Source organism: Pseudomonas sp. TMW22091 (genome assembly GCF_022496705.1).
In the GTDB taxonomy this organism is placed as follows: Bacteria; Pseudomonadota; Gammaproteobacteria; order Pseudomonadales; family Pseudomonadaceae; genus Aquipseudomonas; species Aquipseudomonas saxonica.
In genome coordinates this window covers 1-16,627 of sequence record NZ_SCFI01000013.1, presented here as the reverse complement: position 1 = coordinate 16,627, position 16,627 = coordinate 1, and the positions used below count along the sequence as shown (strand labels likewise).

The window sequence follows — 16,627 nt, the reverse complement described above, 5'->3', positions numbered from 1 at the left end:
AAGGAGCCACCAATGCCAACTATTTCACGCAAAGAATACGCAGGATTATTTGGGCCGACCGTGGGCGACAAAATTCGCCTGGGCGACACCAACCTGTTTGTCCAAATCGAAAAAGACTTGCGCGGTTATGGCGAGGAATCTGTCTATGGCGGCGGCAAGTCCCTGCGCGACGGCATGGGCGCCAACAACCACCTGACCCGCGATAACGGCGTGCTCGATCTGGTGATCACCAACGTGACCATCATCGACCCGATTCTGGGTGTCATCAAAGCGGACGTGGGCATTCGCGATGGCAAAATTGCCGGCATCGGAAAAAGCGGCAACCCCGGCACCATGAGCGGCGTCACCACCGGGATGGTGGTCGGCGTGAGCACCGACGCCATTTCTGGTGAGCACTTGATCCTCACCGCTGCCGGGATCGACACCCATATTCACTTGATCTCACCGCAACAGGCCTACCACGCACTGTCCAACGGCGTAACCACCTTCTTCGGTGGCGGTATCGGCCCTACGGACGGCTCCAACGGCACCACCGTGACGGCAGGCCCATACAACATCCGCCAAATGCTGCGTTCGATTGAAGGTTTGCCGATCAACGTCGGGATTCTGGGCAAAGGCAACTCGTTCAGCCGCGACCCGCTGGCCGAACAAATCATTGCCGGTGTTGCCGGTCTCAAGGTTCACGAGGACTGGGGCGCAACCTCCAACGCACTGCGTCATTCGCTGCGTACTGCCGATGAGTTTGACGTTCAAGTGTCGGTTCACACCGACAGCTTGAACGAATGTGGCTATGTCGAAGACACCATCGACGCGTTCGAAGGTCGCACCATTCACACCTTCCACACTGAAGGCGCCGGTGGCGGTCACGCCCCTGACATCATCAAAGTGGCGAGCCAGCCCAACGTCCTGCCCAGCTCCACCAACCCGACCCTGCCCTACGGTGTCAACAGCCAGGCTGAGCTGTTCGACATGATCATGGTCTGTCACAACCTCAACCCTAACGTACCGGCTGACGTGTCATTTGCCGAAAGCCGGGTGCGCCCGGAAACCATCGCCGCCGAAAACGTGCTGCAAGACATGGGCGTGATTTCCATGTTTTCCAGTGACTCCCAGGCGATGGGCCGGGTCGGTGAGAACTGGCTGCGGGTGATCCAGACCGCCCACGCGATGAAAGTCTCGCGCGGCAAACTGCCGGAAGACAGTGGTGACAACGACAACTTCCGAGTGCTGCGTTACGTGGCCAAAATCACCCTCAACCCGGCGATCGCCCAAGGCATCAGCCACGTGCTGGGCTCGGTCGAAGTCGGCAAGATGGCTGACCTGGTGCTGTGGGACCCACGTTTCTTCGGCGCCAAGCCGAAACTGGTGATCAAGGGCGGGATGATTAACTGGGCCGCCATGGGTGATCCGAACGCCTCTCTGCCGACCCCGCAACCTGTGTTCTACCGTCCGATGTTTGGTGCGTTTGGCAAAACCTTGCAAGACACCTGCGTGACCTTTGTGTCTCAGGCCGCGATGGATGACGACGTCAAGGAAAAAGCCGGGCTGGATCGTCAGGTCATGGCCATTCGCAACTGCCGCACCATCTCCAAAAAGGACCTGGTGCGTAATGACCAGACGCCGAAAATCGAAGTCAACCCAGAGACCTTCGAAGTGAAAGTCGATGGCGTGCACGCCACGTGCAAACCTATCGACGTCGCTACGATGAACCAGCGTTATTTCTTTGGCTAACGCCTGAACGGGAGCTCTACACAGCAGGAATGCACCTGCTGCGTAGGGCGGTCCTGGCACATAATCAAGGAAGGAGTTTGCAACGTGATTTTGATTGAACACATTCTGGGTAACGTCAAGAAAGACCCGGCCTGGCAACACAAGCTTGAAGGTGCAACCGTCGATGTACTGGTGCTGGACCAGCGTGAAGCGCAAAAAAGCCGTTGCCGGCGTACCAGTCAAGGTGGCCGTGACCTCGGCATTTCACTGGAACGCAACGTCGTGCTGTCCGACGGCGACGTGCTGCTCTGGGACGACGCCACCCGCACCGCGGTGGTCGTGCAACTGAACCTGCGGGACGTGATGGTCATTGACCTCAAAGAACTCAAACAACAGCCTGTGGACGTGTTGATCAAGACCTGCTTCGAACTGGGTCACGCCCTGGGCAATCAACACTGGAAAGCCGTCACCAAGAACAACGAGGTGTACATCCCGCTGACCGTTGAAACCAAAATGATGGACTCGGTGATGCGCACACACGGTTTCGAGCATTTGCCCTACGCCTTTATCGGCGGCGCGCAAATCCTGCCTCTGCTCACCACCTCCGAAGCGCGCCTGCTGTTTGGCGGTGCCGAAGAGACCGACACCCACGTCCACGTGGCCAGCCCGCAAGACAAACTTGACGCTGCTGCCTTGAAAATCAAGGGCCTGCACAGCCACGGTGACGGCATTAGTCACAGCCATGGTCACGATCACGACCACGAACATGGTCACGACCACGGCCACACGCATCACGACCATAAGCACTGACTCCGGCATAAGGCGCGACCATGAAGGCAGCAGATCTCATCCGTATCATGCAGTTCGGCGACTCGGTATTGCCGGTGGGGGCGTTCTCGTTTTCCAACGGTGTTGAATCCGCAGTTCAAACCGGCATCGTGCACGACGTGGCAACACTCAAAGGCTTTGTACTGACCGCTCTGAAACAGGCCGCCAGTTGCGATGGCATGGCCGTCGTCGCCGCGCACCGAGCTGCCGTAGCCGGTGACCGCGAGGGAATTTTACGGGCCGACTGGGCCGTGAATAATCGAAAGCTCAACGAAGAAAGCCGCGTGATGGCCACGCGCATGGGCAAAAAACTGGCGGAAATGTCGATCCATGTGGTCGAGACCCCGCTGGTGCGCTGGTGGCTGGAGCAAATCAAGGCAGGCAATGCGGCGGGCACCTATCCCGTGACGCAGGCAGTGGTGATGGCGACTCAAGGCATTGGCGCCCGCGAAGTCGCGGTCATGCATCAGTACGGTGTAGCCATGACCATTCTCAGTGCCGCCATGCGCCTGATGCGGGTCACTCACCTGGACACCCAACACATCCTCTTTGAGCTCAATCACGACATTGAATCATTCTGCGACATTGCCGAAATCGGTGACATCGAACAGATGTCTTCCTACGTGCCGATCGTCGATGTACTCGCCGCCGTTCACGTCAAAGCCCACGTACGACTGTTTATGAACTGACACCCGATGACCCGCGTTGACCCGTGTCGACGCTTAATCAGCTTCTATTTTTGTTAAGGAACGTCCTGTGAAAAAGATTACCCGTATTGGTATTGGCGGCCCGGTCGGTTCAGGCAAAACCGCGATCATCGAAGTGATCACACCGATTCTGATCAAGCGTGGCTACAAGCCACTGATCATCACTAACGACATCGTTACCACCGAAGACGCCAAACAGGTCAAACGTACCCTCAAAGGCATTCTCGACGAAGACAAGATTCTCGGTGTAGAAACAGGTGCCTGCCCGCACACTGCCGTGCGTGAAGACCCGAGCATGAATATTGCGGCGGTCGAGGAAATGGAAGAGAAGTTCCCTGACAGCGATCTGATCATGATTGAAAGCGGCGGCGATAACCTGACGCTGACCTTCAGCCCGGCGCTGGCCGACTTTTACGTCTACGTGATCGATGTCGCCGAAGGCGAGAAAATCCCGCGCAAAAATGGTCCGGGGCTGGTGCAGGCCGACATTCTGGTGATCAACAAAATCGACCTCGCCCCTTACGTCGGAGCCAGCCTGGACGTGATGGAAAGCGACACCAAAGTGGTGCGCGGCACCCGCCCTTACATCCTCACCAACTGCAAAACCGGTCAAGGCATCGAGGAACTGGTGGACATGATTGAGCACATGTTCCTGTTCGCGCAAAAACCGGCGGCCAAGAGCGAGGTCCCTGCATGAATGCGCAGAGCCAGAACATCGTGAACACGCCTTCACGGATTCGCGCTCACGCCTTGGGGAATGATGCGCCAGAGCTTGCCAACTATCAGAAAGAACCGCCGCAAATGGAAAGTGGCGCGGTCGGTAAAAGTGGTTATTTGCGTCTTGGTTTCGAAAAACGTGGCCATCGCAGCGAACTGACCGACATGGAGCGACGCGTGCCGTCGCTGGTACAACGTGCCCTGTATTGGGACGAGGAAATGCCCGAGCTGCCCTGCGTCACCATGATTTCCACCTCGGGCTGCATCCTGCAAGGCGACCGTCTGGCCACCGACGTTAACGTGGGGCCCGGCGCCTGCGGGCATGTCACCACCCAGTCAGCGACCAAAGTGCATTCGATGAATGCCAACTATGCGTCGCAGATCCAGCACTTTCGGGTTGAGGAAAACGGCTATCTGGAATTTATGCCTGACCCACTGATCCCGCACCGCGATTCACGGTTTATCACTGACACGCAGATCAAGATCCACCCCACTGCGACGGCGATTTACTGCGAAGTGCTGATGTCGGGGCGCAAGTATCACCATGTCGACGAGCGCTTTGGCTTTGACGTGTATTCCTCGCGGGTCAGAGCCGAAAACCTTGAAGGCAAGGAACTGTTTGTCGAGAAATACGTACTGGAACCCAAGCATGAAAGCCTGGATGCCATTGGCGTGATGCAAACCTTTGACGTGTTCGGCAACGTGGTGCTGCTCACCCCCCAAGAACATCACGACCGCATTGTCGAACGCATTCCGGCGCTGTTCGACATGCAAGCCGGACTGGCCAGCGGCGTCACTCGCTTGCCGAACCAGTGCGGGCTGATTTTCAAAGTACTGGGCAATGACAGCGGCGAAGTCAAAGCGCAAATCCGCGAGTTCTGGAAAGTGGCTCGCGAAGAAATTCTTGGACGCACGTTACAGCCGCAGTTTTTGTGGCGTTAGATAACATCGACGTAGTCGCTGACGGGTTTTACGAGGCTGCGAGCGAGGGCGCAGTCCTCGAGTAAACCCTCTACGCAGAAGTCACGGTGCAGAAGCATTCAATACCGCAGCTATGCCCTACACGGCGCAGGGTTACGTCAACTCAAGAGGAAATCACCATGGACGCTGCTTCAGCCTCAACCTCAAAGTGGTCCCAACTGGCTAATCAAAACCCCGTCATTGAGTTTATCGATGTGACGTTGCGCGGGTGTGCCCAGGTCATGTTCCAGAACAACCCGCTGACGGGCCTGTTTTTCTTTGCCGCGATCTTTGTGGGCGGCTTTGGCGAAGGCAACCCGGCGATGGCCTTCGGCTGCTTACTGGGCACCATCGTCGCCACCTTGTTCGGTATGCACCTCAAGGACCGCGCCTCCTGGAAGTCCGGTCTTTACGGCTACAACGGCTGTCTGGTCGGCGCTGCGTTGCCGACATTTCTGGCCCCCACGCCGATGCTGTGGCTGTGCATCATTTTAGGCAGCATCGTTTCGGTTATCGTCATGATCTGCATTGCCGACATCCTCAAAACCTGGAAAGTCGCCGCCCTCACCGCCCCCTTTGTGCTGGTGACCTGGGCCATGCTGCTGGCCAGCTATGCCTTCACCGGTCTGGATGGCAGCGCACTGCCAACACCGGCCCTGGCTCATCCGCTGGTACAGGACACCGAGCTGGCATATACAGCCTCGCAGTTTTTGCACAGCACCCTGTTTGGCATCTCTGAGGTCTTTCTGATCAGCAGCGTGATCGCCAGCGTGCTGTTTCTGATCGGCTTGGCTGTGGAATCGCTGTGGGCCGCTGTGTTCGCCATATGCGGCACCCTACTGGCAGTACTCACGGCGATGGTATTGGGCGCCGACCAAGCCAGTGTCAACAACGGCATGTACGCCTTCAGCGCCGTGCTCACCGCCATCGCCCTGGGCTCGACTTTCAACACGCCGAGTTGGCGCGTGCTGATTTATACGGTCGTCGGCGTGATTTTCACTGTCTTTGTGCAAGGCGCCATGAATACCGTGTTGACCCCTGCTGGCATTCCGACCCTGACCATGCCCTTTGTGCTCGCCTCCTGGCTGTTCCTGGTGCCGAACAAAGACGTGATGCCAGCCCACCGCCAATAACATTTGCGACATTTGCAGGAATCACGTCATGACAGCCATCGCTCAGTTATCCGCCCCCTTCGAGCCCACCAGCACTACACGCCGGGCGATTTACTTGTTGATCGGCCTGGTAGCCGCCAACGTGCTCGCCTGGGCCTGGGCCTTTATCGAGTTCGGCAGCAACCCGGTACTGATGGGCACCGCCCTGCTGGCCTACAGCTTTGGCTTGCGCCATGCCGTGGATGCCGACCATATCGCGGCCATCGACAACGTGACCCGCAAGCTCATGCAACAGGGTAAAAAGCCGATTGCCGTGGGCACCTGGTTTTCGCTGGGGCATTCCACCATCGTGGTGCTGGCTTCCTTTGCGATTGCTGCCACGGCCATGGCGTTCAAGGATGACATGGAGTGGTTCCACGAAACCGGCGGCCTGATCGGCACGCTGGTTTCGTCCGTGTTCCTGCTGCTGTTTGGCTTGCTCAACCTGGTGATCCTGATCTCGGTCTACAAGAAGTTCAAACAGGTCAAAGCGGGGCAGACTCTGGCCCCGGAAGAACTGGACATGCTGACGGCCAACAAAGGTGGCCTGATGGCGCGCATCTTTGGCCGACTGTTCAACCTGGTGAACAAGAGCTGGCACATGTACCCGGTCGGCTTTCTGTTCGGCCTGGGTTTTGACACCGCCACCGAAATCGGTTTGCTGGGCATCAGCGCCACCAGCGCCTCACACGGCATCAGCCTGTGGTCGATCATGGTGTTCCCGGTGCTGTTCGCCGTGGGCATGGCGTTGATCGACTCACTGGACAACTTTGTCATGATCGGCGCTTACGGCTGGGCGTTCTCCAAACCGATCCGCAAGCTCTACTACAACATCACCATCACCGCCGCCTCGGTAGTCGTCGCGTTGTTCATTGGCGGTATCGAAGCGCTGGGACTGATCGCAGACAAACTGCAACTCACCGGCGGCGTCTGGACACCGATCAATGCCATCACCGAAAACTTCGGTGAAATCGGTTACTGGATCATCGCCCTGTTTGTGCTGTGCTGGCTGGTGTCAGCGGCCAATTACTATCTGCGCGGCTACGACCGGTTGCCCGCCAATGCCGCGTGAGCTGACCTGCCAGTGGCAGGCCAATAAAGCTGACCTACACTCCCCTCACCCCTTCACAGACGCGTCGTAGGAATTATGACTTTAATACAGGACGTAAAAGCACGATTTTCGTTTGCCTACGGGGTCGCCTTTCTGGTGGCACTCAATGGCTTCCTACTCTTCCTGCCCGTATTGCAGCGTGGCGTAGCCCACTCCAATGCCGCAGGGGGTAATTTCAGTACCTGGAAAGAAGCGCTCAGCTTTCTGGCCTTGCTTGAGATCCCGGGTTTCGTGGTGGGCTTCGTGCTGCTGCTGATGTCGCTTGGGCTTTTAATCAAATCGCGGATCGCTTGGTTCTTCGCCCTGCTGCTGCTGATTGCCACCGTGTGCGTGGATATTTTCATTCTGAAAAAGCCCGATGGCGTGACTTTTTTCTCGATCTTCACCATTGCCGTACTGGGCTGGTTTTGGCGCAGATTCGACCACTACAGCCTGGCGACAGGCAGCTTTTTTGCGATCGTCAGCATCGCCTCCCTGATCGTCTACAGCACGCTTGGCACCCTGTACCTTGGCGACCAGTTCGCGCCTGAGGTGACGGACCTGCCCTCAGCGTTCTACTTCGCCATTGTAGTGATGTCGACAGTAGGCTTCGGCGATATCGTGCCGCACACCACCGATGCCCGCTTCTTCACCCTTACCGTGATCATTCTGGGCATCACCATCTTCGCGATCTCGGTGGCTTCCATCGCCGGCCCGCTGATCAGCAACAACATCCAACGAATCGTAAAAGGCAGGATTACCCACATGGCCCGTAAAAATCACTACATCCTCGTCGGCGTTGGTTCACTGGCCCAAAACGTCTACAAAGGCCTGACTGATCGCGGTGAGCACGTCACCGTCGTAGCAGCCACCGGCAGCCAGCATGACCTGCCGGAGCACGCCGACCTTATCGAGGGCGACCCATCCGCAGCCTCCACCCTCAAACTGGCCGGTGCGGCGGATGCCAAATACATCGTGACCTTGGGTGACAGCGATGCCGAAAACGTCTTCACCATTCTGGCGGCCAAAGAAGTGGCTGGCGACGATACCCAAGTGATTGCCCTGGTCAACGAAACCCGCAACATGCCCAAGGTCAAACGCGTCAACCCGACCATGGTGCTGTCGTTGCCGCTGCTGGGCAGCGAACTGCTGGTGCGGACCTTGCACGGCGATCAAATCAACAACGACCTGATCACCGAAATGTTCTTTGGCAAGCGCACCTCACTCGCCTAAAGCCTTCGCGGCGACATAAAAAAACCCTCGACTGTCGAGGGTTTTTTTGTGCCTGTTACCTCAGTGCGAAGCATCGGCGTCGGGTAAAGGCGACACCTTGGCCCCCGCCAGAAGGCCCAGTTCGACCGCGGCAAACCCGATCAACAGGCTGATGACCAGATAGCAGATTGAAACAAACACACTGCCTGGATCTTTCATCATTTCAACGGCGCCGAACACAAAGCTTGAGAACGTCGACAAGCCGCCCATGATCCCGGTACCGACCATCACGTGCACGTACTGATTGATGCGATTGCTCTTGAACAGCGAAGTGGCGACACCCAGCAAAAAGGCCGCGACGATATTGGCGACAAAAATATCCATAGGAAAGCCATCGGCCAGACGCGGCACTGACAGCATCACAAACTCTCGGCACATGGCGCCAAACGCGCCGCCTACGAAGATCAGAATGATCAGATTCAACATAACGATAACTCCAGAGTCAGCGCGCCAGCCAGGCGCCGAATGCGGCGGCGGCCAGACCGACCAGCACCGAGATAATCAAATAACCGGCGGCCCATGCTCGGTCTTTGGCCTTGGCCAGTTTGGCGGCATCCAGTTGCATGCTGCTAAACGTGGTGTAGCCGCCGAGGATGCCGGTGAGCACGGCGGCGTTCATGAAGTCGCCGTAGCGGTCCCGCCAATCGACCGTGAACAGAATGCTCAAATAGCCGATGACAAAGGCACCGCTGACGTTGATCAAAAACGTCCCCAGCGGAAATGGCCCCTTATAAAACTGCCCGACGCGCAGGCCGATCCACCAGCGCAACAGCGAGCCGAGGCCGCCTCCCAATCCGACCCAAAAAACGTCCAGTGCAGTCATGAAAATCCCTCTCGTGTCTGTGGATGAGTGTAGGGAACTCTAGTTGATAATCAGCACCTACGAGCGCTCACTACCCGTAGCAGTTGCCGCAGGCGACGTCGGAGTGCGCAGCGCTCGTTTACTCGGGGCAAACACGTACGAAATTCCCGAATTCAAGTGAGGGAAAACCAGCTTTTAATTTTGAGTTTTTAACTCTCTCACTGCCGCCACTGAAACAGTGGGGACGACACTCAGGCCCATCACAGGATGGCTGAACGCAGGTGCTGTCATGGTGGTGCCGAGCCAGCCTAGGCGAGCTCGGCCTCCCGAAGGGGCGGCAGATCAAGATCAAAAGCCAAATCAAAAGCGCCCTTACGCTCTTGCTCTTGTAGCCGCTGTCGAGGAACGAAGGCTGCGATCGATGGCGCTGACGTCATAAATCCATCGCCAATCACTCAATAACCCCATCCAATACTCGATTAATCCTACGCAATTCCCGCTCTTGGCCTTTGAATCACCAGAGGTGTCCTACATCCAGCGTGCATCTGTGGTTGTTACCTTCGCGACCTACTGAGATCTGACCCGATTCAGACCTCCCTCGCGCAAGGAATCTCTATGCCTCGCTCACTGTCCCGGCTTCCATTCATCCCGAAAGCTACATCCCCGCTCGAACAACCGCCTGCACAGCCCTTCGCCAACGAGGAGCCGGGTACATGAGCTATCCCTACTCCCCCGAATCTTTCAAATTCGATCCCAACCAACCTATCAACCTGACGATGGACTGGTTCGCCAACACCTCCTATTACCCGCCCCGCGCCGGAGTGCTCACCGAGCCACTGGTCAATGGCCAAGCTGCCTTTGGCGCAGTTCATGACGCCATCGAGAACGCCCGACACAGTGTCGACATCATCACCTGGGGCTTTGACCCGGCCATGCGCCTCAAGCGCCCCGTCGGCTTGCGAGTGGGTGACTTACTGGCGGCCAAAGGCAAGCAAGGCCTCACTGTGCGAGTGCTGGTCTGGCGTAATGTGCTAGCCGATTTCGTTGAAAAAACCTTGCCCGGCATCGGTCTGGGCGGCTCAGGCGGCACCGCCTTGGGCTCGGGAATCATGAACGGAACCGCCGCCGACAACGAAGTGTTTCGCCTGGATAAACGCCGCACCCAAAATCTGCAAAAAATCGGCTTGCTCGGTCAAGACCTGCTGCTGGCTGAGTACCTGCGCCAAAACAAATCCCCCAGCTACGACCCGGTTTTCGTGGCAAAAGCCGCCCTGCGCCTAAAAGAATGGCAAGACGAAAACGCCGAAATAAACCGCCTGGCTGAAGAACAGGAGAGCGCACAGGGTTACAACAAAATCTCCGGTTCCGGCGGCACCCAACACGACCCCTGGGGGCAGATCTACACACGAGACTGGTTCAAGAACGTCAATAGCTCGCGCATGAACAACGTCGAGTTCCGCACCCGCGACTTCGACAGCACCACCGAAACCGTCATGAATGAAGAGCAAAGCAGCATCGTGCGGGGCCGCTTCGCCATCCTGCGCGACCTGCTCAATGCCGAAGGCATCAGCGACCTGAGCATCGGCCAGATGGTGTTATTGACCCAGTTCGCCAGCCATCATCAAAAAATGGTGCTGGTGGACTACGGCACCCCGCAGGCCATCGGCTTTGTGATGGGCCATAACCTGCACCGTAACTACTGGGACACCGACGCCCACCTGTTTGACGACCTCAAGGCGCGCCGAAACAAGGGCTTCGGCCCTTGGCAAGACATCTCGATGAAAGTCACCGGCCCGGTACTGGTCGACCTGAGCCACAACTTCGCACAAGCCTGGGACCTCGAAAACCCGTGGTACACGCGCTGGTTTGCCGATACATCGCTGCGAAAAGAACGCGACGCCCTGCCCATCCCCGACGTAGTCACCACCACCGCCCACAGCGTGGCGCAGGTGTGCCGCACCCAGCCGCAGTACGGCGAAAAATCCATTCTTGAGCACTACATCAAGGCCATTGGCAACGCCCGCGACTACGTGTACATGGAAAACCAGTATTTCCGTTACAGCGACTTTGCCAAGCGCTTGAGCACCATCGCCAAAACCCGCAAAAACCGGGGCGCAAAGGGTGATGTCTACCTGTTCGTGGTCACCAACACACCCGACTCAAAAACCGCCTCGGGCACCACCTACGAAATGCTCCAGGCGCTGGGTCAGGAACAGCTCATGCCTCAAGTTCAACGGGATCTGGCTCAAGGCCTGACGGAGCATCTGGAAGACCTCGAACACCTGAAAAACACTCCGCCTTTCCAGCCCTACCAGCTCCCTGCCCACCAGGAGAAAATCCAGAAACTGCAAGCCAAGGTCGACGCCTTGCTTGAGCAGGGCATTACACCTGAAGTAGGTGAACGACTGGACGGCCTGACCCCGGAACAGATCGCCGAACTGGCCGCCAAAACGGATGCGGACAAAAAGCCCTACGAACTCAGGGAAATCCCCGGCCTGAAAATCATCATTGCGACCCTCGCCACCAGCGACCCGGCTCCGGGAAGTGCACCGCCTCTGCCCATGTCGGCCGAGACTGAAGCCCAGCTCAACGCGCCAGTAACTAAAGCTCGATATAAAAACATCTACGTGCATTCAAAACTGCTGTTGGTGGATGACGTTTATACCTTGCTCAGCTCCGCCAATATCAACATCCGCAGTATGCACAGCGACTCGGAATTGGGGATTGCGCACCCACATCCGGTGTTGGCGAAGTCGTTGCGGGAGAAGTTGTGGGGGATGCATTCGGGCGAGGTTAAATCGACAAGTGAACTAAATTTTTCACTATGGAACAAGCAGATGGATAAAAACTGGAAAGCTAGGATAAAAGGCATCCCCCTTGAGTCACATCTACAGCGTTTCTGGGACATAACCACACCCTACAGCCCTGCATTTACGGTGGACTGATGCGATTATTAAATAATATCGCCCTGATTATTTTATTAACTTGCGGAGTTCAAGTGATGGCTGATTCAAAACCTTTTGTGTGCGTCCATGAAAAAGATCACTTACCTTCACTGGACCCTTTAGCCGACGCTTGGTACAGAGAAGCCGCACTACTGGCAAAGCCGGACACTTTACGACCTTGGGATCGCATCGTTGAGTTGTATAGCAAAGCTGTAGAGCGAGATCACTGGAAAGCCATGCATAACTTGGCCGCCCTCTATCGAACAGGTTGGCCCGGAAGTGTTGAAAAAAACACTCAAAAAGCCATCGACCTGTATCAGCGCATGATTGATCTTAATATCCCACAAGGTTTTTATAATATGGGGGCAATCATTGGGAATAGGGCTGGCGTTAAAAATCCATCCACAGATGGTCTTACATTTCTGGACAAGGCCGCGAGAATGGGCAATCCTGCTGCCCTCACAGAACTCGGCAAGCAGTACATATATATAGGCAATAAAGACGCACTCGGACTGCAGTATACGCAGTGCGCTGCCGACCAAGGATATGGCCAAGCCAATTATGAGCTTGCTACCTACCACCAACTAATTAGACATAACTTTCCACTCGCATTAAAGCATTACCAAATAGCACTTTCACAAGGAAATAAATACAGCGCACTTCAAATGACGACGACCTTTGAGAAAACTAGCGCTCGACATAATGCGATGTGGTACGAACCTAATGATCAACTCGCTGAAATCTACAATGACTTAATGAATAAACTCTTCGCCGACCCCGACTTACGCTTTCCCACTTTAATGAAAGACTACCCGCTCCCGCCCCATCCAACCCAAGGTTATGACGCAGAGAGGCCAGACTGGAAGCCCGATCAATAAGCACCCTTTTTATACATCCAGGCACTGGAAATATCATGACCTCCCTCGTTACAAGCAACCCGATTTCAGGCTGCCTCTTATCAGCCCACCCGTTTAAAAACAGGCGACTGCAACAAAAAGGAGTAACCTGCCGTCCGGCTTTATTTCCCCGCCCCATGGAACCCCTATGTTTCCCAACGCTGAGCGCTACAACCACTCCACCGAATACGCCAACAAACTGGTCGACCGTATCGGCCAAACCCCCGCCTGGATTGCCCAGCGCATCGGCGTCACCGAGAAACGCATGCGCTATATCCTCGCCGGCGAGCGCATTATCAAAGGTGAGAGCACCGAAATCCTGATGAGCTACGCCGAGCAGTTTTGCATGGAGTGCCTGGCCGCCGAAGCCAAGGCCGCCAAAGATCGCGCCCGCTCAAAGGCCGCTACTCAGGATTAAAACAATCCCATCTGGCCGCCCACCAAGGCGCTGAAGTCGTCGTCAACGAACACCAGAATGGCATCCGCCACCGGTTGCAGTTGGCGCGCCAGGTAGTGGTCGTAGTCCACTTCGGCGGTACGGTTCTCCAGCGGCTGCGGCCCGGCCAGGGTGATCACGTAGCTGATGTACCCCCCGTTCTGGTACTGGCGCGGACGCTGTTGCTGGTCGTTGAATTCATCGGCCAACCGCGCCGCCCGCACGTGGGGCGGCACATTGCGCTCGTAGTCGCTGAGCGGTCGACGCAGGCGTTTACGATAGATCAGCAGGTCGTCGTGTACGCCCGCCAAGGTGTCGCGCACAAACTCGCGCACGTAGTCTTGATACGGCTCGCGGTTGAAGATGCGCAGGTACAACGCCCGCTGAAACTGTTGGGCCAGCGGCGACCAGTCGCTGCGCACGGTTTCAAGGCCTTTGTAGACCATCTCGCGCTGCCCGTCCGGGTGCCCCACCAAGCCTGCGTAGCGCTTTTTACTGCCCTCCTCGGCGCCTCGGATAGTCGGCATCAAGAAGCGGCTGTAGTGGGTTTCAAACTGCAGCTCCAGCGCGCTGGTCAATCCGTACTCGTCACGCACGTGGGCTTGCCACCACTGGTTGACGTGTTGCACCAGTTCGCGACCGATACGCGCAGCGTCTGCTTCGCTGTGTTCACTGCGCAGCCAGACGAAGGTGGAGTCGGTGTCGCCGTAGATCACGCTGAAACCCTGCGCTTCGATCAGGGCACGGGTCTTGAGCATGATTTCATGCCCGCGCAAAGTGATGGACGACGCCAGCCGCGTGTCGAAAAAACGGCAACCGCTGGAACCCAAGACGCCGTAAAAGGCATTCATGATGATTTTCAGGGCTTGCGACAACGGCGCATTTTTTTCCCGCTTGGCCACTTCTCGGCCGTTGGCAACGCGCTCGATGATCGCCGGCAAACAATGCCGGGTGCGCGAAAAACGCGCCCCTCGAAAGCCCGGTACAGAGGTTTCGTCGCCCGGTTCACGCAGCCCTTCGACTAACCCCAGCGGGTCGATCAGAAAGGTGCGAATGATCGACGGATACAGGCTCTTGTAATCGAGCACCAGCACCGACTCGTACAAGCCCGGCGCAGACTCCATGACAAAGCCACCGGGGCTGGCCTGGGGCGGGTTGGCGCCGACGTTCGGCGCGACGAACCCCTGACGGTGCATCAACGGCATGTACAGATGGTAAAACGCCGCCACCGAACCGCCGCTGCGATCAACCTCCAGCCCCGTCACCGAGGCGCGTTCGAGCAAAAAAGTCAGCAGTAGGGTTTTCTCGAAGATGCGCGTCACCAACTCGCAATCCTTGAGGTTGTAACGCGCCAGCGCGGGCTTGTCCTCGACGAACATGCGGTTGATTTCATCCATGCGCTGGTACGGCGTGCTGATGTCCTTGCCCTCGCCCAGCAGCGTCTGCGCGACGTTTTCAAGACTGAATGAGGGAAACGACCAGGTTGCTGAACGCAGGGATTCAATGCCGTCGATAATCAGGCGGCCCGGCGCACTGGCGAAGAAGTGATTGTTGCGCGTGCCATGTTCGCGCCACTGCATTTCACTGCGACCGCGCCCCAGCAGCAGCGGGATGCCCAATCGCCGTGCATGCTCGTGCAACACGCGCATGTCGAACTGCACCACATTCCAGCCAATGATCGCGTCAGGATCATGCTCGGCCATCCACTGGTTCAGCTTGTGCAGCAAGTCACCACGGGTGGCGCAGAATTCAAGGTCGAAGTCGACCGCTGTGTCGGTATCAAGTGCCTTGCCCAGCATGTACACCTGACGCTGACCACAGCCTTCCAGCGCAATGGAATACAAGTCGCCGTGAGCGCTGGTCTCGATGTCCAGTGACACCAGTTTCAAACGCGGCCGGTAATCGGGATGCGGTTTGATCCGGGTGTTGAGCAATACGCCATCGGCCTCAGAGCCCGCACCAAAACTGACAGGCGCGGTGATAAAGCGCTCCATCAGGAAACGCTCCGCAGGGCGCACATCGGCTTCGTACACATCGATGCCGGCGCGGCGCAGACGTTGGGCAATATCGAGCAATTGCGCGTATTGACGGCAATACACGCCGACTACGGGCCTGGACTGAAAATCACACAGCGCCAGCTCACGCAGCTCGATATCACGCTCTTCGCTGAGCAGCGCGTGTGCCTGATCGCGTTGCGCCAACGGAATAAACGCATTGCAGGTCTGATAAGGCAGGCGCACGCGTTGTGGCCCGGCATCGGTGGCGAGCCAGAATTCAACCTCGATGCCTGACGGGGTATCGCGCCAGTGCCGGGTCAGTACAAAGCCGTGTCTCAGGCCCATTGCACAGCGATTACAAGCATGTGGCCAACATCGCCAGACGGCGCATGGCCGAACTGTCGTCAGGTTGTTTGGCGTAATAACTGACCGCCGTGCCCGTGCCCTGTGGCAGCAGATCGGCGAAGGATTCGGCGTTGCGGGTGTAGACCGTCAACTGACCGGATTTTTCAGTGTTGATGTAGGCGCTGGCGTCCACGCCGAAGACGTTTTCATCCTGCCATGAAAACTTGATGCACTCCGCAACCAGTGGCGTGGGTTTGGCAGACGCCAAGACCCGCGTTGCAGGCTTGGCACGTGCATCATCCATTGCCGGTGAAACGCAACCGGCCAGCAAGGCCACGCTCATCACGCCAATCAGCATTCGCATTGAAAATCTCCCTGAAAAAAGGTGAGCACGATAGCACGCTGCCAGTGTGGGCGGAGTGCGCCCGGATTGTAGCCGCTGTCGAGGAACGAAGGCTGCGATCGATGGCGCAGCCGTCGTGAAACCATTCAATCCAATACAACAGGTAAAACGTCAGTGCCCGGCCTACGATCGCTTCGCGACCGGACGCAGCCTCGCGCTGCTCGTCAGCGGCTACAAAAGTTTGCTCATGCGTTACGCGAAATCTTGTAGCCGCTGTCGAGAAACGAAGGCTGCGATCGATGGCGCAGCCGTCGTGACACCATTCAATCCAGTACAACAGGTAAAACGTCAGTGCCCGGCCTACGATCGCTTCGCGACCGGACGCAGCCTCGCGCTGCTCGTCAGCGGCTACGGATGTTTGCTCATGC

General features: G+C 57.1%; 16 protein-coding genes. 12 read left to right on the top strand and 4 right to left on the bottom strand.

What is annotated here, in order from left to right:
- Nucleotides 1-12 precede the first annotated feature (12 nt).
- The 8 genes from EQV93_RS19550 (at nucleotide 13) to kch (ending at nucleotide 8,396) form a co-directional block, all read left to right on the top strand.
- On the top strand, nucleotides 13-1,731 hold the full coding sequence (locus EQV93_RS19550; protein WP_122784422.1) for an urease subunit alpha: 1,719 nt from the start codon (nucleotides 13-15) through the stop codon (nucleotides 1,729-1,731).
- 84 nt (nucleotides 1,732-1,815) lie between these two features.
- A complete protein-coding gene (ureE, locus tag EQV93_RS19545) occupies nucleotides 1,816-2,520 on the top strand; it encodes an urease accessory protein UreE (RefSeq protein WP_122784423.1) in 705 nt (234 codons plus the stop codon).
- Nucleotides 2,521-2,540: 20 nt separating this feature from the next.
- Nucleotides 2,541-3,227, top strand: coding sequence for an urease accessory protein UreF (locus EQV93_RS19540; RefSeq protein WP_122784424.1), 687 nt, complete (start codon nucleotides 2,541-2,543; stop codon nucleotides 3,225-3,227).
- Nucleotides 3,228-3,294: 67 nt separating this feature from the next.
- Nucleotides 3,295-3,942: an urease accessory protein UreG gene (gene ureG / locus EQV93_RS19535; RefSeq protein WP_240892243.1), complete on the top strand. Its 648-nt coding sequence runs from the start codon at nucleotides 3,295-3,297 to the stop codon at nucleotides 3,940-3,942.
- On the top strand, nucleotides 3,939-4,904 hold the full coding sequence (locus EQV93_RS19530) for an urease accessory protein UreD (protein ID WP_240892242.1): 966 nt from the start codon (nucleotides 3,939-3,941) through the stop codon (nucleotides 4,902-4,904). The genes ureG and EQV93_RS19530 overlap by 4 nt, the downstream gene beginning before the upstream one ends.
- Nucleotides 4,905-5,062: 158 nt before the next feature.
- On the top strand, nucleotides 5,063-6,055 hold the full coding sequence (yut, locus tag EQV93_RS19525) for an urea transporter (RefSeq protein WP_240892241.1): 993 nt from the start codon (nucleotides 5,063-5,065) through the stop codon (nucleotides 6,053-6,055).
- 28 nt (nucleotides 6,056-6,083) lie between these two features.
- The gene (locus EQV93_RS19520; RefSeq protein ID WP_122784428.1) at nucleotides 6,084-7,145 is read left to right on the top strand and encodes a HoxN/HupN/NixA family nickel/cobalt transporter; all 1,062 of its coding nucleotides are present in this window, start codon (nucleotides 6,084-6,086) and stop codon (nucleotides 7,143-7,145) included.
- Nucleotides 7,146-7,220: 75 nt separating this feature from the next.
- On the top strand, nucleotides 7,221-8,396 hold the full coding sequence (gene kch / locus EQV93_RS19515) for a voltage-gated potassium channel protein (protein WP_122784429.1): 1,176 nt from the start codon (nucleotides 7,221-7,223) through the stop codon (nucleotides 8,394-8,396).
- Between the two features lie 60 nt (nucleotides 8,397-8,456).
- Here the strand turns inward: kch and crcB (EQV93_RS19510) are convergent, their stop codons facing one another.
- Nucleotides 8,457-8,861, bottom strand: coding sequence for a fluoride efflux transporter CrcB (crcB, locus tag EQV93_RS19510; RefSeq protein ID WP_122784430.1), 405 nt, complete (start codon nucleotides 8,859-8,861; stop codon nucleotides 8,457-8,459).
- 16 nt (nucleotides 8,862-8,877) lie between these two features.
- Nucleotides 8,878-9,258: a fluoride efflux transporter CrcB gene (crcB, locus tag EQV93_RS19505; RefSeq protein WP_122784431.1), complete on the bottom strand. Its 381-nt coding sequence runs from the start codon at nucleotides 9,256-9,258 to the stop codon at nucleotides 8,878-8,880.
- 692 nt (nucleotides 9,259-9,950) lie between these two features.
- On the opposite strand from crcB (EQV93_RS19505), the gene EQV93_RS19500 reads away from it, so the two are divergent.
- The 3 genes from EQV93_RS19500 (at nucleotide 9,951) to EQV93_RS19490 (ending at nucleotide 13,496) form a co-directional block, all read left to right on the top strand.
- Nucleotides 9,951-12,182 carry a hypothetical protein gene (locus EQV93_RS19500; protein ID WP_240892240.1) on the top strand — a complete coding sequence of 744 codons (2,232 nt, stop codon included), beginning with the start codon at nucleotides 9,951-9,953 and terminating at the stop codon, nucleotides 12,180-12,182.
- A complete protein-coding gene (locus EQV93_RS19495) occupies nucleotides 12,182-13,060 on the top strand; it encodes a tetratricopeptide repeat protein (RefSeq protein ID WP_240892239.1) in 879 nt (292 codons plus the stop codon). Before EQV93_RS19500 ends, EQV93_RS19495 begins: the two co-directional genes overlap by 1 nt.
- Before the next feature lie 166 nt (nucleotides 13,061-13,226).
- Nucleotides 13,227-13,496, top strand: a complete 270-nt coding sequence (locus EQV93_RS19490) for a hypothetical protein (RefSeq protein ID WP_122783618.1) — start codon at nucleotides 13,227-13,229, stop codon at nucleotides 13,494-13,496.
- Here EQV93_RS19490 and EQV93_RS19485 read toward each other — a convergent pair.
- Both EQV93_RS19485 and EQV93_RS19480 read right to left on the bottom strand, forming a co-directional pair.
- The gene (locus EQV93_RS19485) at nucleotides 13,493-15,856 is read right to left on the bottom strand and encodes a DNA polymerase II (protein ID WP_240892238.1); all 2,364 of its coding nucleotides are present in this window, start codon (nucleotides 15,854-15,856) and stop codon (nucleotides 13,493-13,495) included. The genes EQV93_RS19490 and EQV93_RS19485 overlap by 4 nt on opposite strands.
- A 10-nt stretch (nucleotides 15,857-15,866) precedes the next feature.
- Nucleotides 15,867-16,220 (bottom strand): hypothetical protein, encoded by a 354-nt coding sequence (locus EQV93_RS19480; protein ID WP_146387186.1) that lies wholly within the window; start codon nucleotides 16,218-16,220, stop codon nucleotides 15,867-15,869.
- A 115-nt stretch (nucleotides 16,221-16,335) separates the two neighbouring features.
- Here EQV93_RS19480 and EQV93_RS19475 point away from each other — a divergent pair.
- The coding region (locus EQV93_RS19475; protein ID WP_240892237.1) for a hypothetical protein at nucleotides 16,336-16,627 on the top strand (292 nt) is incomplete at its 3' end.

Coding starts and splice junctions, on each gene's coding strand:
- EQV93_RS19550 (WP_122784422.1), top strand. CDS start 13: ATGCCAACTATTTCACGCAAAGAATACGCAGGATTATTTGGGCCGACC.
- EQV93_RS19540 (WP_122784424.1), top strand. CDS start 2,541: ATGAAGGCAGCAGATCTCATCCGTATCATGCAGTTCGGCGACTCGGTA.
- EQV93_RS19530 (WP_240892242.1), top strand. CDS start 3,939: ATGAATGCGCAGAGCCAGAACATCGTGAACACGCCTTCACGGATTCGC.
- yut (WP_240892241.1), top strand. CDS start 5,063: ATGGACGCTGCTTCAGCCTCAACCTCAAAGTGGTCCCAACTGGCTAAT.
- EQV93_RS19520 (WP_122784428.1), top strand. CDS start 6,084: ATGACAGCCATCGCTCAGTTATCCGCCCCCTTCGAGCCCACCAGCACT.
- kch (WP_122784429.1), top strand. CDS start 7,221: ATGACTTTAATACAGGACGTAAAAGCACGATTTTCGTTTGCCTACGGG.
- crcB (WP_122784430.1), bottom strand. CDS start 8,861: ATGTTGAATCTGATCATTCTGATCTTCGTAGGCGGCGCGTTTGGCGCC.
- crcB (WP_122784431.1), bottom strand. CDS start 9,258: ATGACTGCACTGGACGTTTTTTGGGTCGGATTGGGAGGCGGCCTCGGC.
- EQV93_RS19500 (WP_240892240.1), top strand. CDS start 9,951: ATGAGCTATCCCTACTCCCCCGAATCTTTCAAATTCGATCCCAACCAA.
- EQV93_RS19495 (WP_240892239.1), top strand. CDS start 12,182: ATGCGATTATTAAATAATATCGCCCTGATTATTTTATTAACTTGCGGA.
- EQV93_RS19490 (WP_122783618.1), top strand. CDS start 13,227: ATGTTTCCCAACGCTGAGCGCTACAACCACTCCACCGAATACGCCAAC.
- EQV93_RS19485 (WP_240892238.1), bottom strand. CDS start 15,856: ATGGGCCTGAGACACGGCTTTGTACTGACCCGGCACTGGCGCGATACC.
- EQV93_RS19480 (WP_146387186.1), bottom strand. CDS start 16,220: ATGCGAATGCTGATTGGCGTGATGAGCGTGGCCTTGCTGGCCGGTTGC.